This window comes from Mycobacterium intermedium (genome assembly GCF_002086275.1).
In the GTDB taxonomy this organism is placed as follows: Bacteria; Actinomycetota; Actinomycetes; order Mycobacteriales; family Mycobacteriaceae; genus Mycobacterium; species Mycobacterium intermedium.
Genome location: NZ_MVHT01000022.1, coordinates 40289 through 62031, shown reverse-complemented (window position 1 = coordinate 62031; position 21743 = coordinate 40289). Strand labels below are relative to the sequence as shown.

The 21743-nt window shown below is 64.8% G+C and carries 21 protein-coding genes and 1 tRNA gene; 14 read left to right on the top strand and 8 right to left on the bottom strand.

Going from position 1 to position 21743, the window contains the following annotated elements; translation table 11 throughout:
* Positions 1 to 5: 5 nt before the first annotated feature.
* The 4 genes from BST27_RS10570 to BST27_RS10555 form a co-directional block, all read right to left on the bottom strand.
* Complete coding sequence (locus BST27_RS10570; RefSeq protein WP_069417343.1) at positions 6 to 1586, bottom strand: carboxyl transferase domain-containing protein; 1581 nt, start codon at positions 1584 to 1586, stop codon at positions 6 to 8.
* Positions 1583 to 2230, bottom strand: coding sequence for a 3-oxoacid CoA-transferase subunit B (locus BST27_RS10565; RefSeq protein ID WP_069417342.1), 648 nt, complete (start codon positions 2228 to 2230; stop codon positions 1583 to 1585). The genes BST27_RS10570 and BST27_RS10565 overlap by 4 nt, the downstream gene beginning before the upstream one ends.
* 97 nt (positions 2231 to 2327) lie before the next feature.
* The gene (locus BST27_RS10560) at positions 2328 to 3074 is read right to left on the bottom strand and encodes a CoA transferase subunit A (RefSeq protein ID WP_069417341.1); all 747 of its coding nucleotides are present in this window, start codon (positions 3072 to 3074) and stop codon (positions 2328 to 2330) included.
* Positions 3075 to 3184: 110 nt separating this feature from the next.
* A complete protein-coding gene (locus BST27_RS10555; protein ID WP_069417340.1) occupies positions 3185 to 4828 on the bottom strand; it encodes an AMP-binding protein in 1644 nt (547 codons plus the stop codon).
* Between the two features lie 104 nt (positions 4829 to 4932).
* Between BST27_RS10555 and BST27_RS10550 the strand changes: the two genes are divergently transcribed.
* Together BST27_RS10550 and BST27_RS10545 are read left to right on the top strand one after the other, a co-directional pair.
* Entirely contained in the window at positions 4933 to 5577 is a 645-nt protein-coding gene (locus BST27_RS10550; RefSeq protein WP_069417339.1) for an SACE_7040 family transcriptional regulator, read from the top strand.
* Between the two features lie 83 nt (positions 5578 to 5660).
* The gene (locus BST27_RS10545) at positions 5661 to 6449 is read left to right on the top strand and encodes a hypothetical protein (RefSeq protein WP_069417443.1); all 789 of its coding nucleotides are present in this window, start codon (positions 5661 to 5663) and stop codon (positions 6447 to 6449) included.
* Between the two features lie 13 nt (positions 6450 to 6462).
* Here the strand turns inward: BST27_RS10545 and BST27_RS10540 are convergent, their stop codons facing one another.
* The gene (locus BST27_RS10540) at positions 6463 to 7872 is read right to left on the bottom strand and encodes an MFS transporter (protein WP_079220063.1); all 1410 of its coding nucleotides are present in this window, start codon (positions 7870 to 7872) and stop codon (positions 6463 to 6465) included.
* A 57-nt stretch (positions 7873 to 7929) separates the two neighbouring features.
* Between BST27_RS10540 and cmrA the strand changes: the two genes are divergently transcribed.
* Positions 7930 to 8736 (top strand): mycolate reductase, encoded by an 807-nt coding sequence (gene cmrA / locus BST27_RS10535; protein WP_069417338.1) that lies wholly within the window; start codon positions 7930 to 7932, stop codon positions 8734 to 8736.
* Positions 8737 to 8743: 7 nt separating this feature from the next.
* Here cmrA and BST27_RS10530 read toward each other — a convergent pair whose 3' ends face one another.
* Positions 8744 to 10327 (bottom strand): helicase HerA-like domain-containing protein, encoded by a 1584-nt coding sequence (locus BST27_RS10530; protein WP_069417337.1) that lies wholly within the window; start codon positions 10325 to 10327, stop codon positions 8744 to 8746.
* 124 nt (positions 10328 to 10451) lie between these two features.
* Between BST27_RS10530 and orn the strand changes: the two genes are divergently transcribed.
* Positions 10452 to 11099: an oligoribonuclease gene (orn, locus tag BST27_RS10525; protein WP_069417336.1), complete on the top strand. Its 648-nt coding sequence runs from the start codon at positions 10452 to 10454 to the stop codon at positions 11097 to 11099.
* A 28-nt stretch (positions 11100 to 11127) separates the two neighbouring features.
* Positions 11128 to 11200 (top strand) — tRNA-His (locus BST27_RS10520).
* Positions 11201 to 11221: 21 nt separating this feature from the next.
* Here the strand turns inward: BST27_RS10520 and BST27_RS10515 are convergent.
* Positions 11222 to 11464 carry a hypothetical protein gene (locus tag BST27_RS10515; protein WP_069417335.1) on the bottom strand — a complete coding sequence of 81 codons (243 nt, stop codon included), beginning with the start codon at positions 11462 to 11464 and terminating at the stop codon, positions 11222 to 11224.
* Positions 11465 to 11590: 126 nt separating this feature from the next.
* Here BST27_RS10515 and BST27_RS10510 point away from each other — a divergent pair, with 126 nt between their 5' ends.
* Positions 11591 to 11776 (top strand): YegP family protein, encoded by a 186-nt coding sequence (locus BST27_RS10510; protein ID WP_069417334.1) that lies wholly within the window; start codon positions 11591 to 11593, stop codon positions 11774 to 11776.
* A 28-nt stretch (positions 11777 to 11804) separates the two neighbouring features.
* On the opposite strand, the gene BST27_RS10505 is transcribed toward BST27_RS10510, so the two are convergent.
* Positions 11805 to 12407 (bottom strand): TetR/AcrR family transcriptional regulator, encoded by a 603-nt coding sequence (locus BST27_RS10505; RefSeq protein WP_069417333.1) that lies wholly within the window; start codon positions 12405 to 12407, stop codon positions 11805 to 11807.
* A 304-nt stretch (positions 12408 to 12711) separates the two neighbouring features.
* Here BST27_RS10505 and BST27_RS10500 point away from each other — a divergent pair, with 304 nt between their 5' ends.
* The 8 genes from BST27_RS10500 to BST27_RS10465 all read left to right on the top strand — a co-directional run bounded on the left by BST27_RS10500 (position 12712) and on the right by BST27_RS10465 (position 21737).
* Entirely contained in the window at positions 12712 to 13593 is an 882-nt protein-coding gene (locus BST27_RS10500; protein WP_069417332.1) for an MlaE family ABC transporter permease, read from the top strand.
* Position 13594: 1 nt separating this feature from the next.
* Positions 13595 to 14458 (top strand): MlaE family ABC transporter permease, encoded by an 864-nt coding sequence (locus BST27_RS10495; protein WP_079220064.1) that lies wholly within the window; start codon positions 13595 to 13597, stop codon positions 14456 to 14458.
* A 94-nt stretch (positions 14459 to 14552) separates the two neighbouring features.
* The gene (locus tag BST27_RS10490; protein WP_079220066.1) at positions 14553 to 16043 is read left to right on the top strand and encodes an MlaD family protein; all 1491 of its coding nucleotides are present in this window, start codon (positions 14553 to 14555) and stop codon (positions 16041 to 16043) included.
* A gap of 1 nt (position 16044) precedes the next feature.
* Positions 16045 to 17106 carry an MCE family protein gene (locus tag BST27_RS10485; protein WP_069417330.1) on the top strand — a complete coding sequence of 354 codons (1062 nt, stop codon included), beginning with the start codon at positions 16045 to 16047 and terminating at the stop codon, positions 17104 to 17106.
* An 11-nt stretch (positions 17107 to 17117) separates the two neighbouring features.
* Positions 17118 to 18149 (top strand): MlaD family protein, encoded by a 1032-nt coding sequence (locus BST27_RS10480; RefSeq protein WP_232007126.1) that lies wholly within the window; start codon positions 17118 to 17120, stop codon positions 18147 to 18149.
* Entirely contained in the window at positions 18146 to 19252 is a 1107-nt protein-coding gene (locus tag BST27_RS10475; RefSeq protein WP_069417328.1) for an MCE family protein, read from the top strand. Before BST27_RS10480 ends, BST27_RS10475 begins: the two co-directional genes overlap by 4 nt.
* A complete protein-coding gene (locus BST27_RS10470) occupies positions 19249 to 20490 on the top strand; it encodes an MlaD family protein (RefSeq protein WP_069417327.1) in 1242 nt (413 codons plus the stop codon). Before BST27_RS10475 ends, BST27_RS10470 begins: the two co-directional genes overlap by 4 nt.
* Entirely contained in the window at positions 20487 to 21737 is a 1251-nt protein-coding gene (locus BST27_RS10465) for an MlaD family protein (protein ID WP_069417326.1), read from the top strand. Before BST27_RS10470 ends, BST27_RS10465 begins: the two co-directional genes overlap by 4 nt.
* Positions 21738 to 21743 lie beyond the last annotated feature (6 nt).

Sequence of the window (21743 nt, the reverse complement as noted above, 5' to 3'; positions counted from 1 at the left end):
GCGACTCACATCCGGAAGACGCCGTAGGAGACCGCTTCCAGCGGGGCATGTGCGCACGCCGAAAGCGCAAGCCCAACAACGGTTCTCGTGTCAGCAGGGTCGATGATTCCGTCATCCCACAGCCGGGCGGTCGAGTAATACGGGTTGCCCTGATCCTCGTACTGCTCGCGGATGGGCGCCTTGAACGCCTCTTCTTCCTCGGGCGACCACGGTTTGCCGGATGCGCTGAGTTGTTCACCGCGCACGGTGGCCAACACCGACGCGGCCTGCTCGCCGCCCATCACCGAAATCCGCGCGTTGGGCCACATCCACAGGAACCGGGGCGAATACGCCCGCCCACACATCGAATAGTTACCAGCGCCATACGATCCCCCGATCACCACGGTCAGCTTGGGAACCCGGGCGCACGCCACGGCCGTGACCATCTTGGCGCCGTGCTTGGCGATGCCCGCGGCCTCGTAGTCGCGACCGACCATGAATCCGGCGATGTTCTGCAGGAACAGCAGCGGGATCTTGCGCTTGTCGCACAGCTCGATGAAATGCGCTCCCTTGAGCGCGGATTCGCCGAACAGGACGCCGTTGTTGGCGATGATCCCGACCGGGTGGCCGTGGATGTGCGCGAACGCGGTCACCAGCGTCTTGCCGTAAAGCGCCTTGAATTCGCTGAATTGGCTGCCGTCGACCAACCGGGCGATGACCTCGTGTACGTCGTAGGGCACCCGGGGGTCGGGCGGCACGATGTCGTACAGATCGGTCTGCGGGTGTTTGGGCTCGACCGTCGGGATCACCTCCCACTGGGCGGGCTCCCGCGGGGCGAAGGTGGCCGCGATCGCGCGGACGATCCGCAGCGCATCCTCGTCGTCCTCGGCGAGGTGGTCGGTGACGCCGGATACCCGCGAATGCAGGTCGCCGCCACCGAGCTCTTCGGCGGTGACGATCTCGCCGGTCGCGGCTTTCACCAAGGGTGGGCCGCCGAGGAAGATCGTGCCTTGCTCGCGCACGATGACGGCTTCATCGCTCATCGCCGGCACGTAGGCACCGCCCGCGGTGCAGGAACCCAGCACCGCCGCCACCTGCGGGATGCCCTTGGCGCTCATCGTCGCCTGGTTGTAGAAGATCCGCCCGAAGTGTTCGCGGTCGGGGAACACCTCGTCTTGGCGCGGCAAGAAGGCGCCGCCGGAGTCGACCAGGTAGATGCACGGCAACCGGTTCTGCAGCGCCACCTCCTGGGCGCGCAGGTGCTTCTTGACGGTCATCGGGTAGTAGGTGCCGCCCTTGACCGTCGCGTCGTTGGCGACGATCACGCATTCCCGTCCGGAAACCCGGCCTATGCCGGTGATGATCCCCGCGCCGGGAGATTCGTCACCGTACATGCCATTGGCGGCCAGCGGTGCAAGTTCGAGGAACGGGCTGCCCGGATCCAGCAGGCGGTCCACGCGTTCGCGGGGTAACAGCTTGCCGCGGCTGACGTGGCGTTCACGGGCGCGTTCGTTGCCGCCGAGCGCTGCGGCGGCGAGCTTTTCGTTGAGTTGCGCCACCAGCGCGCGGTGCTGATCGGCGAACGACGGCGCGGCGACCGCGGTCACCGGGACGCCAAATCCGAAACCGCAAGGGGAGGTTGCGTTTTCGCAACCACCTCCTCGACCGACACGTCCGGCGCGGTTTCCACCAGGTGCAAGCCGTCGTCGCGGACGTCGATCACCGCCAGCTCGGTGACGATCCGGTTGACGCACCCCACGCCGGTCAACGGCAGCGTGCAGCGTTCCAGGATTTTCGGGCTGCCGTCCTTGGCGGCATGATCCATCACCACGATGACCTTGCGGGCCCCGTGTACCAGGTCCATTGCTCCGCCCATGCCCTTGACCATCTTGCCGGGGATCACCCAGTTGGCCAGGTCTCCGGTGACCGAAACCTGCATGGCGCCAAGCACTGCCACGTCCAGGTGCCCGCCGCGGATGATGCCGAAGGAAGCCGACGAGCTGAAGAACGCGGCCCCCGGCTGCACGGTGACGGTTTCCTTGCCCGCATTGATCAGATCCGCGTCGACATCTTCGCGCCGGGGATAGGGCCCCACCCCCAGGATGCCGTTCTCCGAATGCAGCACGACGTGTACGCCTTCGGGGATGTGATTGGGAATCAGGGTCGGGATACCGATGCCCAGGTTGACGTACTGCCCGTCCTCGAAGTCCGCCGCCACGCGTGCGGCCATCTGGTCTCTGGTCCAGGCCATCAGGCGCCCCTCCCGGTTGCTGCGCTGGCGAGCGTCACGCCAGAGTGACGCGCGGCGCCCGACGTCACTCTGGCGTGACGCTCGGCGAATAGAGAAATCATGAGCGCACGGTTTCCTTCTCGATGTGCTTGGTGGGATTTGGCACATGGACGACCCGTTGCACGAAAATGCCGGGCGTGTGCACCGTCGCGGGGTCGATCTCCCCCGGCTCCACGAGATGTTCGACCTCGGCGATGGTGATCCTGCCCGCGGCAGCACACTCCGCATTGAAGTTGTTCGCGGCGTAGCGGTACACCAGGTTGCCGTGCCGATCGCCCTTCCAGGCGTGCACGAGCGCGAAGTCGGTACGAATCGCGCGCTCCAGTACGTAGGTGACACCGTCGAACTCGCGCGTCTCCTTGGGCGGCGATACCACCGCAACTTCCCCCGACGCGTCATAGCGCCACGGCAGTCCCCCATCGGCGATCTGGGTCCCCACTCCGGCCGGGGTGTAGAACGCGGGTATGCCCATTCCACCGGCGCGAAGGCGCTCCGCCAGCGTGCCCTGCGGCGTCAGCTCCACCTCGAGCTCGCCCGACAGGAACTGCCGCGCGAACTCCTTGTTCTCCCCCACGTAGGAGGACACCGTCCGGCGAATGCGCTTGTGCAGCAACAGCACTCCCAGCCCAATGTCGTCGACACCACAGTTGTTCGACACGGTCTCCAGGTCGGTGACCCCGAGGTCGGCCACTGCCGCGATCAACGCTTCGGGAATGCCGCACAGCCCGAATCCCCCCACCGCCAAAGACGACCCGTCGGTGATGTCCGCAACCGCCTCCGCCGCAGTAGCCACTACCTTGTCCATGACCGCAGCGTCTCCTCGTCGTCCCGGGGGCCCGAATCTCAGTTAATAATCATTAACTGGCTGGCGCCGAGAATACCATTACCCTTGCGAACCGTCCAGGGACGCCCCGGTCACTCTGCACCCCGCAGGTGGTCGATCGCGCGCTGCCGCAGTTCCACCTTGCGCACCTTTCCGGTGACCGTCATTGGAAACTCGTCCACGATCCACACGTAACGCGGGATCTTGAACCTGGCGATGCGGCCCATACAGAACTCGCGCAGGCGCTCCGCGGTCAGTTCCGGCGCGCCCTCCCGCAGGATGACCACCGCCATCAGCTCCTCGCCGTACTTCTCGTCCGGGACCCCGATGACCTGACCGTCCACGATGTCCGGGTGGGTGTACAGGAACTCCTCGATCTCGCGCGGAGAGATGTTCTCGCCGCCGCGCATGACGATGTCTTTGATGCGCCCGGTGATCTTGACGTAGCCGTCCACGTCCATCTCCGCCAGGTCACCGGTGTGCATATAGCCGTCGGCATCGATCACCTCGGCGGTCTTATTCGGGTCGTTCCAATAGCCACGCATCACCGAGTAGCCCCGGGTGCAGAATTCGCCGGCGACGCCGCGGGGCACGGTCTGGCCCGTGATCGGGTCCACCACCTTGATTTCCAGATGCGGTCCCACCCGACCGACGGTGCCGACGCGCCGCTCCAGCGAATCGTCGCTGCGCGTCTGGGTGCTGACGGGGGATGTCTCGGTCATCCCGTAGCAAATTGAGATGCCTGGCATGTGCATATGGTCGATGACCTTGCGCATCACCTCGATGGGACAGGGCGCCCCCGCCATGATCCCGGTGCGCAGGCTGCTGAGGTCGTAGTCGTCGAAATCGGGCAGACCGAGTTCGGCGATGAACATCGTCGGCACGCCGTACAGACTGGTGCAGCGTTCGGCCTGCACCGCGTGCAAGGTGGCGGCGGGTTCAAAACCGGGCCCGGGAATCACCATGCAGGCGCCGTGACTGGTGGCCGCCAGATTGCCCATGACCATCCCGAAGCAGTGGTAGAACGGCACCGGGATGCAGATTCGATCATCGGCGGTATAGCCGAGCAGTTCTCCCACCAGATAACCATTGTTCAGGATGTTGCGGTGGGTGAGCGTGACGCCCTTCGGGAATCCCGTTGTGCCGGAAGTGTATTGGATGTTCACCGGACCGGTGTTGGCCAGCGTTGTCGCGGCCCGCTGCAACACCTCCACGTCGGGCGCCGCGCCGGTCAGCTCGTCCCACCGGCCGCTTTCCAGGAGCACCACGTCGCGCAGGTCGGGGCACGTGGGGGCCACCTCGGCCAGCATCGCCGAATAATCCGCATCCCGGAAACCCGAGGCCGCTATCACGATCGCCACCCCGGATTGCGTTAACGCATAGGCCAATTCGCGTGCCCGGTAGGCGGGATTGATGGTCACCAGGATGGCGCCGATCTCTGCCGTCGCATATTGAACGAGCACCCATTCCCACCGGTTCGGCGCCCAGATGCCGACCCGGTCACCCTCCCCGATGCCGGCGCGCGCCAACCCCGTCGCGAGCCGGCGCACGTCGGTTAGGAATTCCGCATAGGTCCACCGGCGCCCCGCACGGACGTCGACGAGCGCGTCATGCTGCGGCCACTTGTCAACTGTCGCTGCGAGATTGACGCCAATGGTCGTCTCGAGCAACGGGGGCGTGCCGTCGCCGCGGTCATAGGACAGCGGATCGCGACCTGCGGCCTCGGTGGCTGCCACGGCTCCTCCGCCAGACGACAAATTCGAGTTAATACCGAATAACTCATGATACGTTAGTGACGATTAACCGAAGTGTCCAGAACTAGTTGCGTACGGAGGCCGGCATGGCAGCGTCCTCCTTACCGGACGAACCGGCAGGGCAGCCCGAGGCCCCAAATCGTCGCAGCCAGTTGAAGTCCGACCGGCGCCTGCAACTGCTGTCGGCCGCGGAGCGGTTGTTCGCCGAGCGGGGTTTCTTGGCGGTGCGCCTAGAGGACATCGGCGCGGCCGCCGGAGTCAGCGGCCCGGCCATCTACCGGCACTTCCCCAACAAGGAGTCACTGCTGGTCGAATTGCTGGTCGGGATCAGCGCCCGACTGCTCGCCGGCGCCCGCAACGTCAAGACTCACAGCTCCGACGCCGCCGCTGCGCTGGATGGCCTCATTGAATTCCATCTCGACTTTGCGTTGGGCGAACCGGACCTCATCCGGATCCAGGATCGAGATCTTGCTCACTTGCCCGCGACCGCAGAGCGCCAGGTGCGTAAGGCGCAGCGGCAGTACGTGGAAGTCTGGGTCGGCGTGCTGCGCGACGCGCATCCTGACCTGGCCGAGGCCGATGCCCGGCTGATGGCCCACGCCGTGTTTGGGCTGCTGAACTCCACACCGCACAGCATGAAATCGGCGGAGGCCAAGCCGTCCCGCGCGGTGCGTTCCCGCGCCGTCATGAAGGCAATGACGGTCGCCGCACTTGCGGTCAGCCCCCCGTAGGTTCGCTGCTCACGACCCGTGGGACGCACGCGTTCGACCGGTTGAGCGGCCACGGCAGGTAACCTGCAACCCATGAGGTGGACATGAACGATCCACGTCGGCCCCCCCGGTATGTTCCTCCTCCATCGGGGTCCGGGCCGACCGGTTCGCAGGCTCCGCGTTATTCGCCGCCCATCGATCCCGCATACGCCGATCAAGCCGCGGCGTACGGACCCACCTATGGAAGTTACGTTCCGACCTGGACGTACTCGGGCAGCGAATCGAATCAGACCAGGCAATTGCCGCCGTACTGGCAGCAGGATCACGCCGCGCACGACGAATTCGCTGCCGGCGGATCGAACACGCCGCCGGAACCGCCGACCACGCCGCGCTGGTTGTGGGTCGTGGCCGGCGCAGCCGTACTGCTCGTTGTCGCGCTGGTCATCGCGCTGATCGTGGCCAACGACTCCGCCAAGGAACAGACAGCGGTTGAGCCCCTGCCCCCGGTGACCGCCCCGAGTTCGACGTATGCGCCGCCGCCGACGATTACGCGGACACCGACCAGGACACCGCGGACCACGACGCCCCGCAGCCCGGACACGACCACCGCGGTGCCGGTCCCGGGCGCCATGCAGACCGTTGTCTACAGCGTGACGGGCGAGGGCCGCGCCATCAGTGTTTCGTACCTCGACACCGGCGAACTCATCCAGACCGAATTCAATGTGGCGTTGCCGTGGCGCAAAGAGGTCAGCCTGCCGCAGTCGTCGGAACGTATTCCGAGCGTCACCATCATCAACATCGGCCACAACGTCACCTGCTCGGTCACCGTCGCCGGCGTTCAGGTGCGCCAGCGCACCGGCGTGGGCCTGACCATCTGCGACGCCCCGACTTAACCGAAGCCCGGGTTCAGGGAACGTTCACGCGGTGCGCGGGTGGCACCCGCACGGTCAGCATTATCAGCAGTCCCGCAAGCAGTACCAGGATGATGCCGCCCAGGCCGGCCCGATCGGCTTTGAACAGGTCGACGAACACCGAAAACAGCCACGGCGCCAGGAACGACACCGCCTTGCCCGTCATCGTGTACAGGCCGAACGCCACCCCCTCCTTGCCGTGCTGGGCCATGCGCAGCAACAGGGCACGCGACGCGGACTGTGACGGGCCGATGAACAGGCAAAGTGACAATCCGCACACCCAGAAGGTCAGCGGGCCCGATAGGACCAACATGGCCAGTCCGGCAGCGAGGATGGCGGTCAAGGAGAAGACGATCACCGGTTTGGATCCGACGCGGTGATCGACAAGGCCACCGGCCACCGCGCCCAGTGCGGCCACCACCAGCGCGGCCACACCGAAGATCAGCACGTCGGCTTCGGCGACGCCGTACACCTTTACACCCAGCACCATCCCGAGACCGAAGATCGCGGCCAGCCCGTCCCGGAACAGCGCGCTCGCCACCAGGAAAAACACCAGGTTGCGGTCGCGGTGCCACTCGGCAGTGATGTCGGCCCACAGCTTGCGGTACGCGCTGAACACGTTGGCCGGTGGCGGAACCCGCACCTCGGCGCCGGGCAGTCGGTGCGCAACCAACAGCAGCGGCAGCGCCATCACCGCCAGCCAGCAGGCCGCCATCAGCACCGCCCCGCGTACGTTCCATCCGTCGTTGGTGGGCAGATGCAACAGCCCGCGGGTGTCACCGGATCCCTTCATGAACCCGAGGTAGACCCAAATGAGCATCAGGGCGCTGCCCGAATAGCCCGCGGCCCAGCCCAAGCCAGATACTCGGCCGGTGGTTTCCGGCGTCGACAACTGACGCAGCATCGCGTTGTACGGGACGCTGGCCAGGTCGCCGCTGGCCGAAGTCGCAGCCAGCAGCACCAGCCCGGCGAAAAAGTAACCGGGTTCGTCACGGATCAGCGCCATCGAGCAGGTCAGCACCGCCGACGTGGTGGTCAGCAGGGCCAAAGCCACCCGGCGCCGGTGCGGTGACTCGACCCACACGCCGAGCAGCGGTGCCAGTAGCGCGATCGTGATACCCGCCGCCGCTGCGCTGCGTGCCAGCCAGCTGACCGGTGTCGCGCCAAGAGGGGTGCCCTCTCCGACGCTGGTGGTCAGGTAGACGGAGAAGACGAAGGTTGCCGTGATCGCGCTCAGACCGGTTTGACCGGCGTCCCAAATGGCCCACGCCGCTACCCGGGAGCGCGGCGGTTTGGCTGGTTGGCTCTGCCGCGGATTTTCCGGCTCGGTGGATTGCAGGCTCCCGCTATCCGTATTCACGCCATCGTGGTGGTCTTCTTCCGACCCCGACCCCCGATGACTCATGCCCAGAGCCTATTGGCTCTGACGGCGACCCGCTGCGCCCTGGTTACGATCGTCGTCATGCCGATACCCGCGCCCAGCCCCGACGCACGTGCCGTTGTCACCGGCGCCTCGCAGAATATCGGCGAAGCGCTGGCGACCGAACTCGCCGCGCGGGGGCACAGCCTGATCATCACCGCACGACGCGAAGACCTGCTCACGAAGCTCGCGGCCCGGCTGGTCGACAAGTATCGGGTCGCCGTCGAAGTGCGTCCGGCCGACCTGGCCAACCCCACCGAACGCGGCCAGCTCGCCGACGAACTCGCCAGCCGGCCGATCTCGATTTTGTGCGCCAACGCGGGTACGGCGACGTTCGGCGCGGTCGCCGACCTCGACCCGGCCGGCGAGAAGGCCCAGGTACAACTGAACGTCCTTGGCGTGCATGATCTTACGTTGGCGGTGCTACCGGGCATGGTGGAACGCAAAGCCGGCGGCATCCTGATTTCCGGTTCGGCAGCGGGCAATTCGCCAATCCCCTACAACGCCACCTACGCCGCCAGCAAGGCATTTGCCAACACCTTCAGCGAATCGCTGCGCGGCGAGCTGCGCAAGCACGGAGTGCACGTCACACTGCTTGCGCCGGGGCCGGTGCGCACCGATCTACCCGAAGGCGACGAACGGTCGCTGGTCGAGAAACTGGTGCCGGATTTCCTGTGGATTTCGACCGAGCACACCGCCCAGGTGTCGCTGGATGCCTTGGAGCGCAACAAGATGCGTGTGGTTCCGGGACTGACATCGAAGGCGATGTCGGTGGCGAGCGGGTACGCCCCCCGTGCCATCGTGTCACCGATCGTGGGAGCGTTCTACAAGAAGCTCGGCGGCGGCTGAGCCCGCATCACTTCCGACGACGGCGGGAGCGTGAGCCCCCGCGGCCCATCAAGTTGCGGACGACCTCGCGTAGCACCGTGTTGATGCCGCCCTTCACCGCTGGGTGATCCAGGACTTCCTCCCACACGGCGGGCTCCTTGCGCCGCGACGACGACGGCTCGAAAGGCGGAGGCATGGGCGGTATCTCGGAATTCGCCGGCACCGGCGGATAACCGGGGGTAGGCGCCTGCGCGGGAGCCTGTTCGTCGACTTCGGTCGGCTCAGGCTCCTGTTCGACCGTCCGTCCGTACTTGGCCTGCAACGAACTTTGCGTCGCCGCCTCAGCAACAGCATCGGTACCGATCGCTGCCATCAGCGACCGGGGCACCCGCATGCGGGTCCAGGCGACCGGCGTGGGCGCACCCCTTTCGGAGAGCACGGTGACGACAGCCTCGCCGATACCCAGCGACGTCAACGCCGATTCCAGGTCGTAGACATCGGTTTTCGGGTAGGTGCGAACGGTCTTACTCAGCGCCGCCTGGTCGTCGGGGGTGAACGCCCGCAGCGCGTGCTGGATGCGTGCGCCCAGCTGGGACAGCACGTCGTTCGGCAGGTCCGTCGGCAACTGCGTGCAGAAGAACACGCCGACGCCCTTGGAGCGGATCAGCTTGACGGTCTGCTCAACCTGTTCCAGGAAAGCCTTCGACGCGTCGGCGAACAACAGGTGCGCTTCGTCGAAGAAGAACACCAGCTTGGGCTTGTCCACGTCGCCGACCTCGGGCAACTCATTGAAAAGGTCTGCGAGCAACCACATCAGGAAGGTCGAGAAGATGACCGGGCGCAGCGACTGACCGCTGAACTCGAGCAGCGAAATGATGCCGCGCCCCTGACCGTCTTGGCGCAGCAGGTCGTTCGAGTCCAGCTTCGGCTCACCGAAGAACGTGTCGCCGCCCTCACCCTCAAGGTTCACCAGCGCCCGCAGGATGACACCCGCCGTCGTGGACGACACTCCGCCAAGGGATTTCAGGTCAGCCTTGCCCTCGTCACTGGTCAGGTGGCCGATGACGGTCCGCAAGTCGTTCAGGGTCACCAGCCGGCGATTCCTGCCCTCCGCCCAATGGAAGATCAGGCCTAATGTCGATTCTTGAGTGGCATTGAGCCCCAACACTTTCGACAACAACACCGGGCCAAAGCCGGCGACCGTCGCACGCACCGGCACGCCGATCCCCTTGGTGCCCAGCGACAGGAACTCGACCGGGAATCCGGTCGGCTCCCAGTTGTCCCCGGTGTCCTTGACGCGCGCGGCCGTCTTGTCGTTGCCCTCCCCGGGACGGGACAGGCCGGACAGGTCACCCTTCACGTCGGCCATGAAAACCGGAACCCCCGCCGCGCTGAGCTGCTCGGCGATCAGCTGCAGCGTCTTCGTCTTACCGGTCCCGGTGGCTCCGGCCACCAGCCCGTGCCGGTTGACGGTCGCCAGCGGAATGCGGATCTGGGCGGTCGGGTCGACCTGGCCGTCGACCACGACGGTTCCCAGTTCGAGGGCTTGACCCTCGACGGCGTAGCCGGCCGAAATCCGCTTTGCGGGGGTCAGCTCAGATTCATCGCTCATCGTCCCGCATTCCTTTTCCAGTGGCCACCCGTGCGGTACGGCAAGGCTCACACTACTTGCCGAATGCGGAGGCGGTGGTGGTCACCATCAGCCGTGTCGTTCGCCACGCCTTACTGTGGGGTCTGTGCGTGACGAACTGGTGTGGATCGACTGCGAGATGACAGGGCTCGATCTGGGGTCGGACAAACTGATCGAGATCGCCGCCCTGGTCACCGACGCCGACCTGAACATTCTTGGCGACGGGGTCGACGTGGTGATTCACGCCGAGGACGCCGCCTTGGATTCGATGATCGACGTCGTCGCCGAGATGCACACCCGGTCCGGGTTGATCGACGAGGTGAAGGCGTCGACCGTCGACATGGCCACCGCCGAGGCGATGGTGCTCGATTACATCAACGAGCACGTCAAACAGCCAAAGACGGCCCCGCTGGCGGGGAACTCGATCGCCACCGACCGGTCTTTCATCGCCCGCGACATGCCCAAGTTGGATGCGTTTCTGCACTACCGAATGATCGACGTCAGCTCGATCAAGGAGCTTTGTCGCCGCTGGTACCCGCGGATCTACTTCGGGCAGCCGGCCAAGGGGCTGGCCCACCGGGCGCTGGCCGACATCCACGAATCCATCCGCGAGTTGAAGTACTACCGGCGCACCGTGTTCGTGCCGCCCCCCGGGCCGTCTACCAGCGAGATTGCGGCGGTTGCCGAGGAACTTCAGGGCGGCACGGATGGCTCGGACGGTATTGATTCGGCCGCCGAGCATCCGAACGGCTAGTATCGACGTCGCCGCGCATGCGGCAATGGTGGCTGTAGTTCAGCTGGTAGAGCACCAGGTTGTGATCCTGGGTGTCGCGGGTTCGAGTCCCGTCAGCCACCCCGACTGGTCAGAGGGCCTTTTCAGCCCTCTGACCTCTGCTTGTCAGCCTTCGCCTGCGCCTCTAGGGCCAGTTTGCGCCGGCCTTCCCAGGTGTACTGCGGGTATTCGTGCTGCACGTGGGTGTCGCGGTGATTCCCCGGGCACAGCCATTGACGGTCCATCCGTTCGCCGTCGCCGGTCACGTCGATGACTTGATAGCGGGCGTCGGCGCGACAGTTGATGCAATAGCTCGCGCCTTCTTCAAGGACGTCTCCGACCGGCATGTCGCCAACGGTACTGCCCCCACGCCACGAGAGCAGGTCGACGAGGAATCCGCGCCTGTGTCCAGTTCGCCCGGACGGGGCTAGCGTGGAATCCAGGGTCGGTACTGTCAATCGAAGGGGCTGGCGATGGCTGCCAAGTTTGAGATCTTCAACGACGCACGCGGCGAATTCCGGTTTCGACTGAAGGCAGCCAACGGAGAAGTCATTGCCAGCAGCGAGGGGTACAAGTCGAAGGCCGCTGCTCAGAACGGCATCGAGTCAGTGCGGACCAACGCGCCGGCCGCGACGCTGGTTGACCAGACAACAGGCTGACGCCAGAGGCGATCGCTGCGGGTGACTGTCAGCCGAATCCGGCCAAGGTAATCCGTAGCGCCTTTTCCAGCTGGACGTCCATCGGCTCGTCCTGCATGGCCTCGTCGGTCAACCAGCGGCCGACGACGAACTTGACCGTGGCCAAGCTGATGTAAACCAGCAGCGACGGTCGTATGTCGACGGCCGCGTCGACGCCCATCCGCTCGGCGACGAGTTCGACGAACCTGCGCTGATCTTCATCGCGGACCAATGACGAATTGCTCAACAGGTGTGGCGCCGTCACGATGGCCCGCTGCCAGTCGCCGAGGCGGTAGAGGACACCGGCATTCTTGGCGTGGTTGACGAAGATCCGCATCAACACCTCGACCGCTGATTCGTCCGCCGGCGCGGCGCTGAAGGTGTCGAGCATGTTGCTGAAAGCCTGCCGGACGGGATCGACCAGCAGACCTTCCTTCGTCGGCGCGTGCCGGAAATAGGTGCTAATCGAGATACCCGCGGCCGTAGCGATGTCTTCGGTGGTCACGGCGTCGAATCCGCGCTCGGCGAATAACTTGTACGCGGTGTGCTGAATCTGCGAAAGCAACTCCGCACGCCGCCGGTCGCGTAGCGATTCGATGTTTGCTGGGGACATGCCAATCACTTTCGCGAGTCCGGCATCCCAATACCATAGCGTGGCCGTTGACGGCCGTAAAGTGAGGGGGACTCCACTATTGAAAGTGGCTATCAAGTAGGCTACCGTGATACGGCGAACCAGATTGAGCTGCAGAATTACGGGACAGCGGGCGCCTCTACAGGCGAAAACCCCTCGACCGCGCCCCGATTTCCTCTGCTCGTCACACATAAGTCACTTGGTGGGAGAGCGCGCGATGAAGTCGGCTGCGGCAACGCGATGACGTCAATCAAAGTTTGCTCGCTCGTCCTCCGGTGACGCTGAAATGACCGCTCAGCAGGAAGCCAACCCGCCCACCCCAAGCCGAGATGACGGCGCGGGTGACGGTCTCACGGCTATTCAGGATTGGTCAGCCGGATACGTCCGACGGCACCCACTGGCCTCACTCACTACGGTGGGCGAGCAGTTCGTCCTCGGCGTGCGCACCATCCAATACTTCTTTTTCGATCTCTTCACCGGCCGATTCCAGTGGTACGAGTTCATTCGCCAGGGCGCCTTCATGGCCGGGACGGCGGTGTTGCCGACGATCCTGGTCTCGTTACCTATCGGTGTCACCCTGTCGATCCAGTTCGCGTTGCTCGCCGGTCAGGTCGGCGCCACCTCACTGGCCGGCGCGGCCAGTGGCCTCGCGGTCATTCGCCAGGGCGCTTCGCTGGTGGCAGCCATCCTGATGGCGTCGGCCGTCGGTTCGGCCATCACCGCCGACCTGGGTTCGCGAACCATGCGCGAGGAAACCGACGCGATGGAAGTGATGGGCGTATCGGTGATCCGCCGCCTGGTGGTACCGCGTTTCGCCGCGGCGATCATGATCGGCGTCGCGCTCACCGGAGTGGTGTGCTTCGTCGGGTTTTTCGCCAGCTACATGTTCAACGTGTACTTCCAAGACGGCGCGCCCGGCAGCTTCGTGTCGACGTTCGCCTCGTTCGCCACAACCGGCGACATGATTCTGGCGCTGTTGAAGGCGGTCATTTTCGGCGCGATCGTGGCCGTGGTGTCGGCCCAGAAGGGCCTGTCCACCAAGGGCGGGCCCACGGGTGTCGCGAATTCGGTGAACGCTGCCGTCGTTGAATCGATCTTGGTGCTGATGATCGTCAACGTGGCCATCAGCCAGCTCTACGTCATGCTCTCGCCCAGGACGGGGCTCTAGCGTGGCGGTATCTGCTTACCGACCGCTGGCGCAGGTCACCGACCCGCTGGTCCAGCTCGCGCACCGAAGCGCGGTACCACTGCGACGGCTCGGGCACATGCTCGTCTTCTTCCTTCGCGCGCTGGCCGGCGTGCCGCTGGCACTGCGCCAGTACCGAGGGGAATTCCTGCGACTCCTGTCGAACATCACCTGGGGCAACGGTTCGATCGTGGTGGGCGGCGGCACGGCCGGCGTGGCCGTCGTGCTCGGGATGACGGTCGGCGCGCTCGTCGGCATCGAAGGCTACAACTTCCTTGATCTGCTCGGTCTTGGACCGGCCACCGGGTTCGTCTCCTCGCTCGTCAACACCCGCGAGTTGGCGCCGCTGATGGCCTCGTTGGCGTTTTCCATGCAGGCCGGCTGCCGGTTCACCGCGCAGCTTGGGTCGATGCGGATCGCCGAAGAGATCGACGCCATGGAATCAATTGCCATTCGGCCCATTCCGTACCTCGTGACGACTCGGCTCATCGCCTCGGTGGCGGCGATCGTCCCGCTGTACACCGCATGCCTGGCAATTGGTTATCTGACGACCCAACTGGTGGTGCAATTCAGCAGCGGCGGGTCCACCGGCTCCTACCTGCACTACTTCTCGCTGATGCTGGCCGGCAAGGACATCGTCTATTCGATGATCAAAGCCGTTGTGTTCGTGTGGATCGCCTCGACGATCCAGTGCTACTACGGCTACTACGCAAGCGGCGGACCGGAGGGCGTGGGTGTCGCCGCGGGACATGGCATGAGGGCCAGCATCACGGTGGTGATCATGGTCAATATGCTGCTCACCATGGCGCTGTGGGGAGTCGACGCCGGCGCAAGGTTCGGTGGTTAGGTTGGGCCGCAACGCGAATTCCTTTGACACCGACGGGCGTGGACCGTCGGACCGGCAACTGCTCGCCTGCGGGGCGGCGGTCGTGGTCGTGGCAATGGTGCTGACCGTGGGATTGTTGCTCAAATCGACCGGGCGGCTGGACAACTACATCCGCGTGGTCGCCGACCTGGTCAACGTGGGCGACGGCCTGCCGCAGAAGTCCGACGTCAAGTACCACGGCGTGCTGGTCGGAATGGTCGAAGACGTCATCCCCGCGACCAATGGAAAGCCCAACTACGTCCAGATCAATCTCAAACCGGAGTATGTGAAGTCGATTCCGGCCGCGGTGACCGCACGCGTGGTGCCCAGTAACGTCTTCGCGGTGTCGTCGGTTCAGTTGGTGGGTAACGGTGCCGGTTCGCCCATCCGTGCGGGAGCTCACATCCCCGAAGACACCCAGTTGCCGACGGTGCTGTTCCAAACCACCGTCAGTAAACTGCGCGACCTGCTCGCTGCGGCCGGGCGTGGGCGCGAGGACCGATCGGTCGGGGTTCTGGCCGCGCTGGGTGCCGCGACCGACCACCGGCGCAACGAACTGCTTCGCAGCGGCGCACAGCTGAATCGTCTTCTGGACCAACTCAATTCAATTGTCAGCACCGATGCCGGCCCCTCCACCGTGTCGGCCCTCATCGATGCCGCACGCGGCCTGGAAGAAACCGCGCCGGACCTGTTCGACGCACTTCATCAGGCCGTCGAGCCGATGCGGACCTTCGCAGAGACGCGCGGACAGTTGACTTCGCTGTTGTCAGCGGCCGCGAATACGACTGGCACCGCGTACGACTCACTGAACAACCACATCGACCAGCTGATCAGGATCTCCACCGAACTCACCCCGGTCGTCGGCGTGCTGGCCCTCAAGTCGCACCACCTCCTCCCCGCGGTCACCAAACTCGACAACCTGGCAAACAAGTTCCTGGAAGAGGTCTGGATTCCCGAGCTGGCCGTCGGCAACATGCGTGCCAGAGTCTCGTTCACTCAGACGTTCGCCTACACCCGAGCCGACTGCCCGCGTTACGGCGAGGTGAAGGGGCCGAGCTGCTACACGGCGCCGCTTGTTCCGAACAAGCCGGATCTGCCGGACGTGCTGCTGCCACAGAATTATCAACCGCCCAAGGATCTGGCACCGCCACCGGGAACGGTGATCGGCCCCGACGGCAACCTGGTGGCCGTCGGCCCCCCGCTGATCAATCCCAACCCCAGCCTGGTCGATCCCAATCCCCCTCTGCCGCCGTTCATTTCGCCGTCGCCGCCGATTCGGACCGGCGCCAACCCCGACGACCCGGACCCGTCCCCACCAGCACACGGTCCAACCCCACCCGCGCCCCTGCTGGGACCGCCCGCGGCAGGCTCGGTGCCGTCGTCATATTGGGGGCCGTCGTCCTTCGGCGGCAATGTCGGACCGGTAGGCAGCGACTACGAGCGCAACATGTTGGGCGTGATCACCGGTCGGCCCGCCACTGCCGCCACCGAGATTCTGCTGGGCCCGGTCGCCCGCGGCACCACGGTTTCGCTGATTCCCGCATCGTCAACCGAGGAGCACGGGTGACATGCAACTAAGGTTTCGGGCACCGCTGATCGGGCTGACGCTGTTCATGGTCGTCGCGATGACGCTGACGTGGCTGGTCTATGTGAGCCTGCGGCGTGACGTTGCCGGTACGACGGCGTCGTACTCCGCGATGTTCACCGACGTCTACGGTCTGCGTGACGGCGATGACGTCCGAATGGCCGGGGTCCGGGTGGGCCGGGTCGAAAAGGTCGCGCTGGAAGGCAAACTCGCGAAAGTTTCGTTCGTCGTGCAGACCGACCAGCACCTTTACGGCAACACGGTCGCTTCAGTGACGTACCAGAACATCGTCGGGCAGCGTTATCTCGGACTGTCTTTGGGCAAGGAAGGTGACCGCAAGCAGTTGGCGCCGGGCAGCGTCATCCCACTGGAACGCACCGAACCGTCGTTCGACGTCACCGCGTTGCTCAACGGCTACGAGCCGCTGTTCAGCCTGTTGAATCCGCGTGACGCCGACAACCTGACCAAGGGTGTGCTCGCCTCGCTGCAGGGCGACACCTCGTCACTTGCCACCCTGATCAGTCAAACCTCGACGCTAACCGAGACTTTCGCCGGCAGGGATCAAGCGCTCGGCGATGTGATCACCAACCTCAACAAGGTGGTCGTCAACCTCGCGGCGCAGAACGCCAACCTGGACGGCGTCCTCACCCAGACCCGAGACGTGGTCGCCGCCCTGGACCAGCGGCGTCCCGAACTGGTGTCCTCGATGGGTGCCATGTCGCGGCTGCTGACCCACCTATCGAAGGCCGCGCGGGATGACTACCCGGCGCTGCGCGCGTTCATCGATCGCCGTCCGGGGGCCACCCGGCACTTGCTCGACATCGAACCGCAGGTGGCCTTCCTCGGCGACAACCTGCCGCTGCTGCTGAAAGGTTTGGTCCGCATCGCCAACCAGGGTGCCTACGGCAACGCCTACGCATGCGACGTCAACATCTTTGGGTTCTTCCCCGGCCTCAACGACGTAACCCCGATCATCATCAACGCCGCCACACCCGGAAACAAGGCGAAGCACACCCCGAAATGCCGACCCATGGGCGGTGGCTGATGGCGAGTGGAATGCTTGCACGGCTGAAGAAGCGGCCGCTGGAGAGCTACAACAAGACGTGGCTCGGGTTTATCGCGTGCGCGGTAGTGGCAGTGCTCATCGGATCCATGCTCGTCGTGCACATGATCGGCGCCGGCTACCGGCACTACACCGCGGAGTTCGTGCAGGCCGCTGCGCTGCAGCCGGGAAACCCAATCACGGTGGCCGGCATCCCCGTTGGCGAGGTCACCAGCATGAAGCTGGACGGCGACCACGTCGAAGCCGGTTTGAAAATTCGCGATGACGTCAAGTTGGGCAAGGATTCCACGGCGTCGATCAAGGTCACGACAATTCTGGGCGCACGCTATCTGGCCTTGGAGCCCAACGGCCCAGGATCGCTGGCCAACAACACATTCGACTTGGCGCACACCCAGGTCCCCTACGACCTGCAGGCCGCGCTGAAGGACGCCACCACCACTTTCGAACAGGTGGACTCGGACAGGTTCGCCCAGTCGCTGTCCATACTCGGCAAGCAACTCGAAAAGCTGCCGGAGGTCGTGCCACAGGCCATGGCGAACATCGACTCGTTGTCATCGATCATCGCGCAACGCCGTGATCAACTCGGTGAGCTGCTGCGCAGCACCGAGCAGGTCACCAACACGTTGCGTCGTCAGCAGGCCAATCTCGGCAACCTGGTCAATCAGTCGCAAGACCTGCTCGGCCAGTTCGTCGCGCGGCGCGCTGTCTTCCACGCGATGATGCAATCCCTCACCAGCTTCGTGGACACGATGAACCAGCTCGTCGTCAACGACCGCTCCGGCATCGAGACGCTGCTCAAAGATCTGCGCGAATTCACCGACATGATTGCTCAGCACGACGATCTGCTACGCAACACGCTGCAAATCGCCCCGGTCTTTGCACGCGAGGCTGCCAACCTGACCGGTGACGCCAACGCCGTCAGTTTCAATCTTCCTAGTGGGCTGCTCATCGACTCGTGGATGTGCGCAATCAGCTTGCGCGCCCAGCAATTCGGAATGATCCCGTACTTCAAGGACTGCGCATGAGGGGGCGGCTCATCGCGGTCGTGGCGATCGTCGCGTCGGTCGTCACCGCGGTCGGCATCGGTTGGTGGTACCTGGCCGGCAAGCAGGAACCGATCACGGTGACGGCTCAATTCGACAGCGCCTCCGGGCTTTACGAGGGCAATGTGGTCGCGGTGCTAGGCATGAAGGTGGGTACGGTCACCAAGGTCGTCGCCAAAGGTAGTTACGTCGAAGTGCAGTTCACCGTCGACCGGCACGTCGACGTCCCGGCGGATGTGCAAGCCGTCACCGTGTCCACGTCGATCCTCACCGCCCGGCAGATCGAGCTCACGCCGCCGTACCGCGGGGGCCCGAAGTTGGCGAACCACGACACCATCGGATTGACGCGCACCAAGACACCGGTCGAATTCAGCCGTGTGCTGGCCGTTCTCGACCGGGTGACCAGATCCTTGGAAGGCGACGGCCACGGCGGCGGCCCAGTTGCCGACGTGCTCAACGGCGGCGCCGAGGTGGTCAGAGGCAACGGCGCAAATATCAAGAAGGCGCTCGACGAACTCTCCAAGGCGCTGCGCTTGAGCAGCGATGGCGGCGCCCAGACGCGCGCCCAGATCACCACGATCATCAAGAACATCAGTTCGCTGTTCGAAGCCGCCGCCAACAACGACGGCAAGCTGCGGGAATTCGCATCAACCATCCACCAAGTCAGCCAGATCTTGGCCGACGAGGACATCGGCAGCGGCACCACCGGCAAAAAACTCGACCAGTTGGTGCAGCGGGCAGGCGATCTCTTTGACGCCAATCGTGAACTCATCAGGCAGGCTTTGCTGAACGGCAACACCGTGGTGAAGACGCTTGCAGACAACCAGCGCGAGCTCGCCGAAATCCTTGATATAGGTCCGATGTTGGCCGACAACGCCTACAACATGGTGGACCGTGAGAACGGCGCGGTGCGGGCACACTTCCTCACCGACCGCATGATCTTCGACAGTCAGCTCACCAAAGAGATCTGCAACTTGATGGGCTTGCGCCAACTCGGCTGCAGCACTGGGACACTACAGGATTTCGGGCCCGACTTCGGGTTGACCTACGTCCTGGACGGCTTGGCAGCGATGGGTCAGAAATGAACGCCATGGGAACGCGAGCGCGCGTCAGGTCCGCAGTCGCGATCATGGCCGCGGCGGTCTTCAGCGCGGGATGCGCCACTGACGGCCTTGCCAGCCTTCCCCTTCCGGCCCCGGGCCTGGGTTCCGGCGGGTACATGCTGACCGCGGTGTTCTCCAACGCGCTCAACCTGCCGATGAATGCCAAGGTCAAGCTTGGCGGTGCGGACGTCGGGCAGGTCGAGTCGATGGTCGCACGCAACTACACCGCCGTCACCACGCTGCGCATCCGCGATGGTGTCCTGCTGCCGCGGGGCAGCACGGCCGAGTTGCGCACGGCCACACCGCTCGGCGACGTTTTCGTCGCGCTGAAGCCACCCGCGGACGGCGATCCGAACGCACCATTATTGAAATCCGGCGACACCATCGATCTGGAGTTCACGACCGCCGCCTCCACCGTGGAGTCGGTGCTGAGCTCGGCTGCGATCCTGGTGAACGGCGGCGCGGTACGTAACTTCACCAACATCATCAACGGTTTCGGCAAAGCCACCGGCGACCAGGGACAGGCATTCGGAGAACTGATTCGCAAGTCCAATCAGCTGCTGCGCACCATGGACTCGCGGTCCGGCCAGATCTCGGACGCAATGACCGAATTATCCCGCCTCAGTGCACAACTCGACGCCAAGAACCAAACCCTCAGCGAGCTGATGGCGGCCGCCGAACCGGGCATGAGCGCCCTGTCCGCCAACACCACCGACCTGACCAACCTGTTGGTGCAAGTCGGTGACACCAGCCGGTTGCTGGCCCGGTTCCCGTCGCTCGGCGGAACCGACACCAGCGGCAGAAGCGTGGTCCAAGACCTCAACACGCTCGCCGAAGCGGCCAACGATATCGCGGTAAGCCCCGACACCAGCTTGCTAACCCTGAACCGAATGTTCGCCCCTATCATCAAAATGACTGCGGGATCGGGGGTCTCAGTCCACGCCAGTCTCGACCAGCTGATCTTGGGGTCGATACCCGACATCGGCTTCCCCGGTGACAGGGGGCTACATGGACCGAACAGGTTCACCTGGAACCAGTTCGTCGGCTCCCTGAAGTACATGCTGTGGCGGCTTCAGGAACGAGTGGTCGGTCGCGGCCCGAACTCGCCTCAGGTACCGGTGATCCCGGATCCCAACGTCCCGGGCGGAGTCATGGTCGCCCCCACGGAAACCCCGCAGCCCCAGTTGCCCGGTCCCCTCACGCCAGGACCGCCGGGATGATCACGTCAGCCGCCAACATCCTCGTCCGGACGGTACGGGCCGCGCACCGACGCCAGGTCTGGCTGTCGGTGGCCGGACTGGCGCTCACGTTGATTGTCGCCACTGCCTACCTGCTGATCGGCGCACTGCGCGTGACACCCTTTGCGTCGACCTATCGAGTCACGGTGCAGCTCACGGAATCCGGCGGGCTGCTGCCCAATCAGGATGTTGCGCTGCGTGGGGTGCGCATCGGGCGCGTCGAATCGCTGCGGATCACCGACCAAGGGGTCGACGCCGTTGCCAGGATCACGTCCACAGTGAAGATCCCGGCGAACGCGGTTGCCCACGTGTCCGCCCTGTCACCCGCCGGCGAGCAGTACATCGACTTCGAAGCCGACTCCGACACCGGACCATATCTGCACGACGGCAGCTTGATAGCGCTGAATCGGACCAGCGTCCCGGTGAGTTTGGCGCAGCTGCTCGGTGATGCCGATGGTCTGTTGGCGCAGGTCGATCCGCGCAAGATCGAGCTGATCAAGAAGGAACTCAGCCTTAGCCGAGAGGGTCCGGGCAAGCTGACGGCGATCGTCGACGGGGGCATGATGTTGCTGTCGACGCTCGATTCGGTGCTGCCCGAAACCACCAGCATCATCAGGACCAGCCGGGTGGTGCTGAACTTGGCGGCCGACAAGAATGCCGGGCTCGCCGCCGCCACCGTCGACTTCAGGCGGACCCTGGCCGGCGTGGCCCGAATGCAGGATGGTTATCGGCGCTTGACGGGGACTGCGCCGCAGCAGCTTTCGACCATCGACCGGTTGTTCGACGACAACTCGGAGACGATGGTGCAGCTGCTGGGCAGCCTCGCGACCGCCTCCCAGTTGCTGTATCTGCGCGTGCCGGCACTCAACGCGTTGTTCCCGGACTACCGCGGGTCGGCGATCGACGCGCTGGCCAGCGCCTTCCACGACCATGCTGTTTGGGCGACGGCCGAACTGTATCCCCGGTACGCGTGCGACTACGGAACGCCCGCGCACCCACCGTCTGGGGCGGACTATTACGAGCCGTTCATCTACACGTATTGCCGCGACGACGACCCCGGGTACGGTATCCGGGGAGCCAAGAACGCCCCGCGGCCGGCGGGCGACGACACCGCCGGTCCCCCACCAGGCGCTGACCTGGGCAGGAGAAGCGACCCGACGCCGAAGGGCCGCTACACGATTCCGACGCCGTACGGCGGTCCGACCCTGCCCATCGAGCCACCACACTGAGACCGA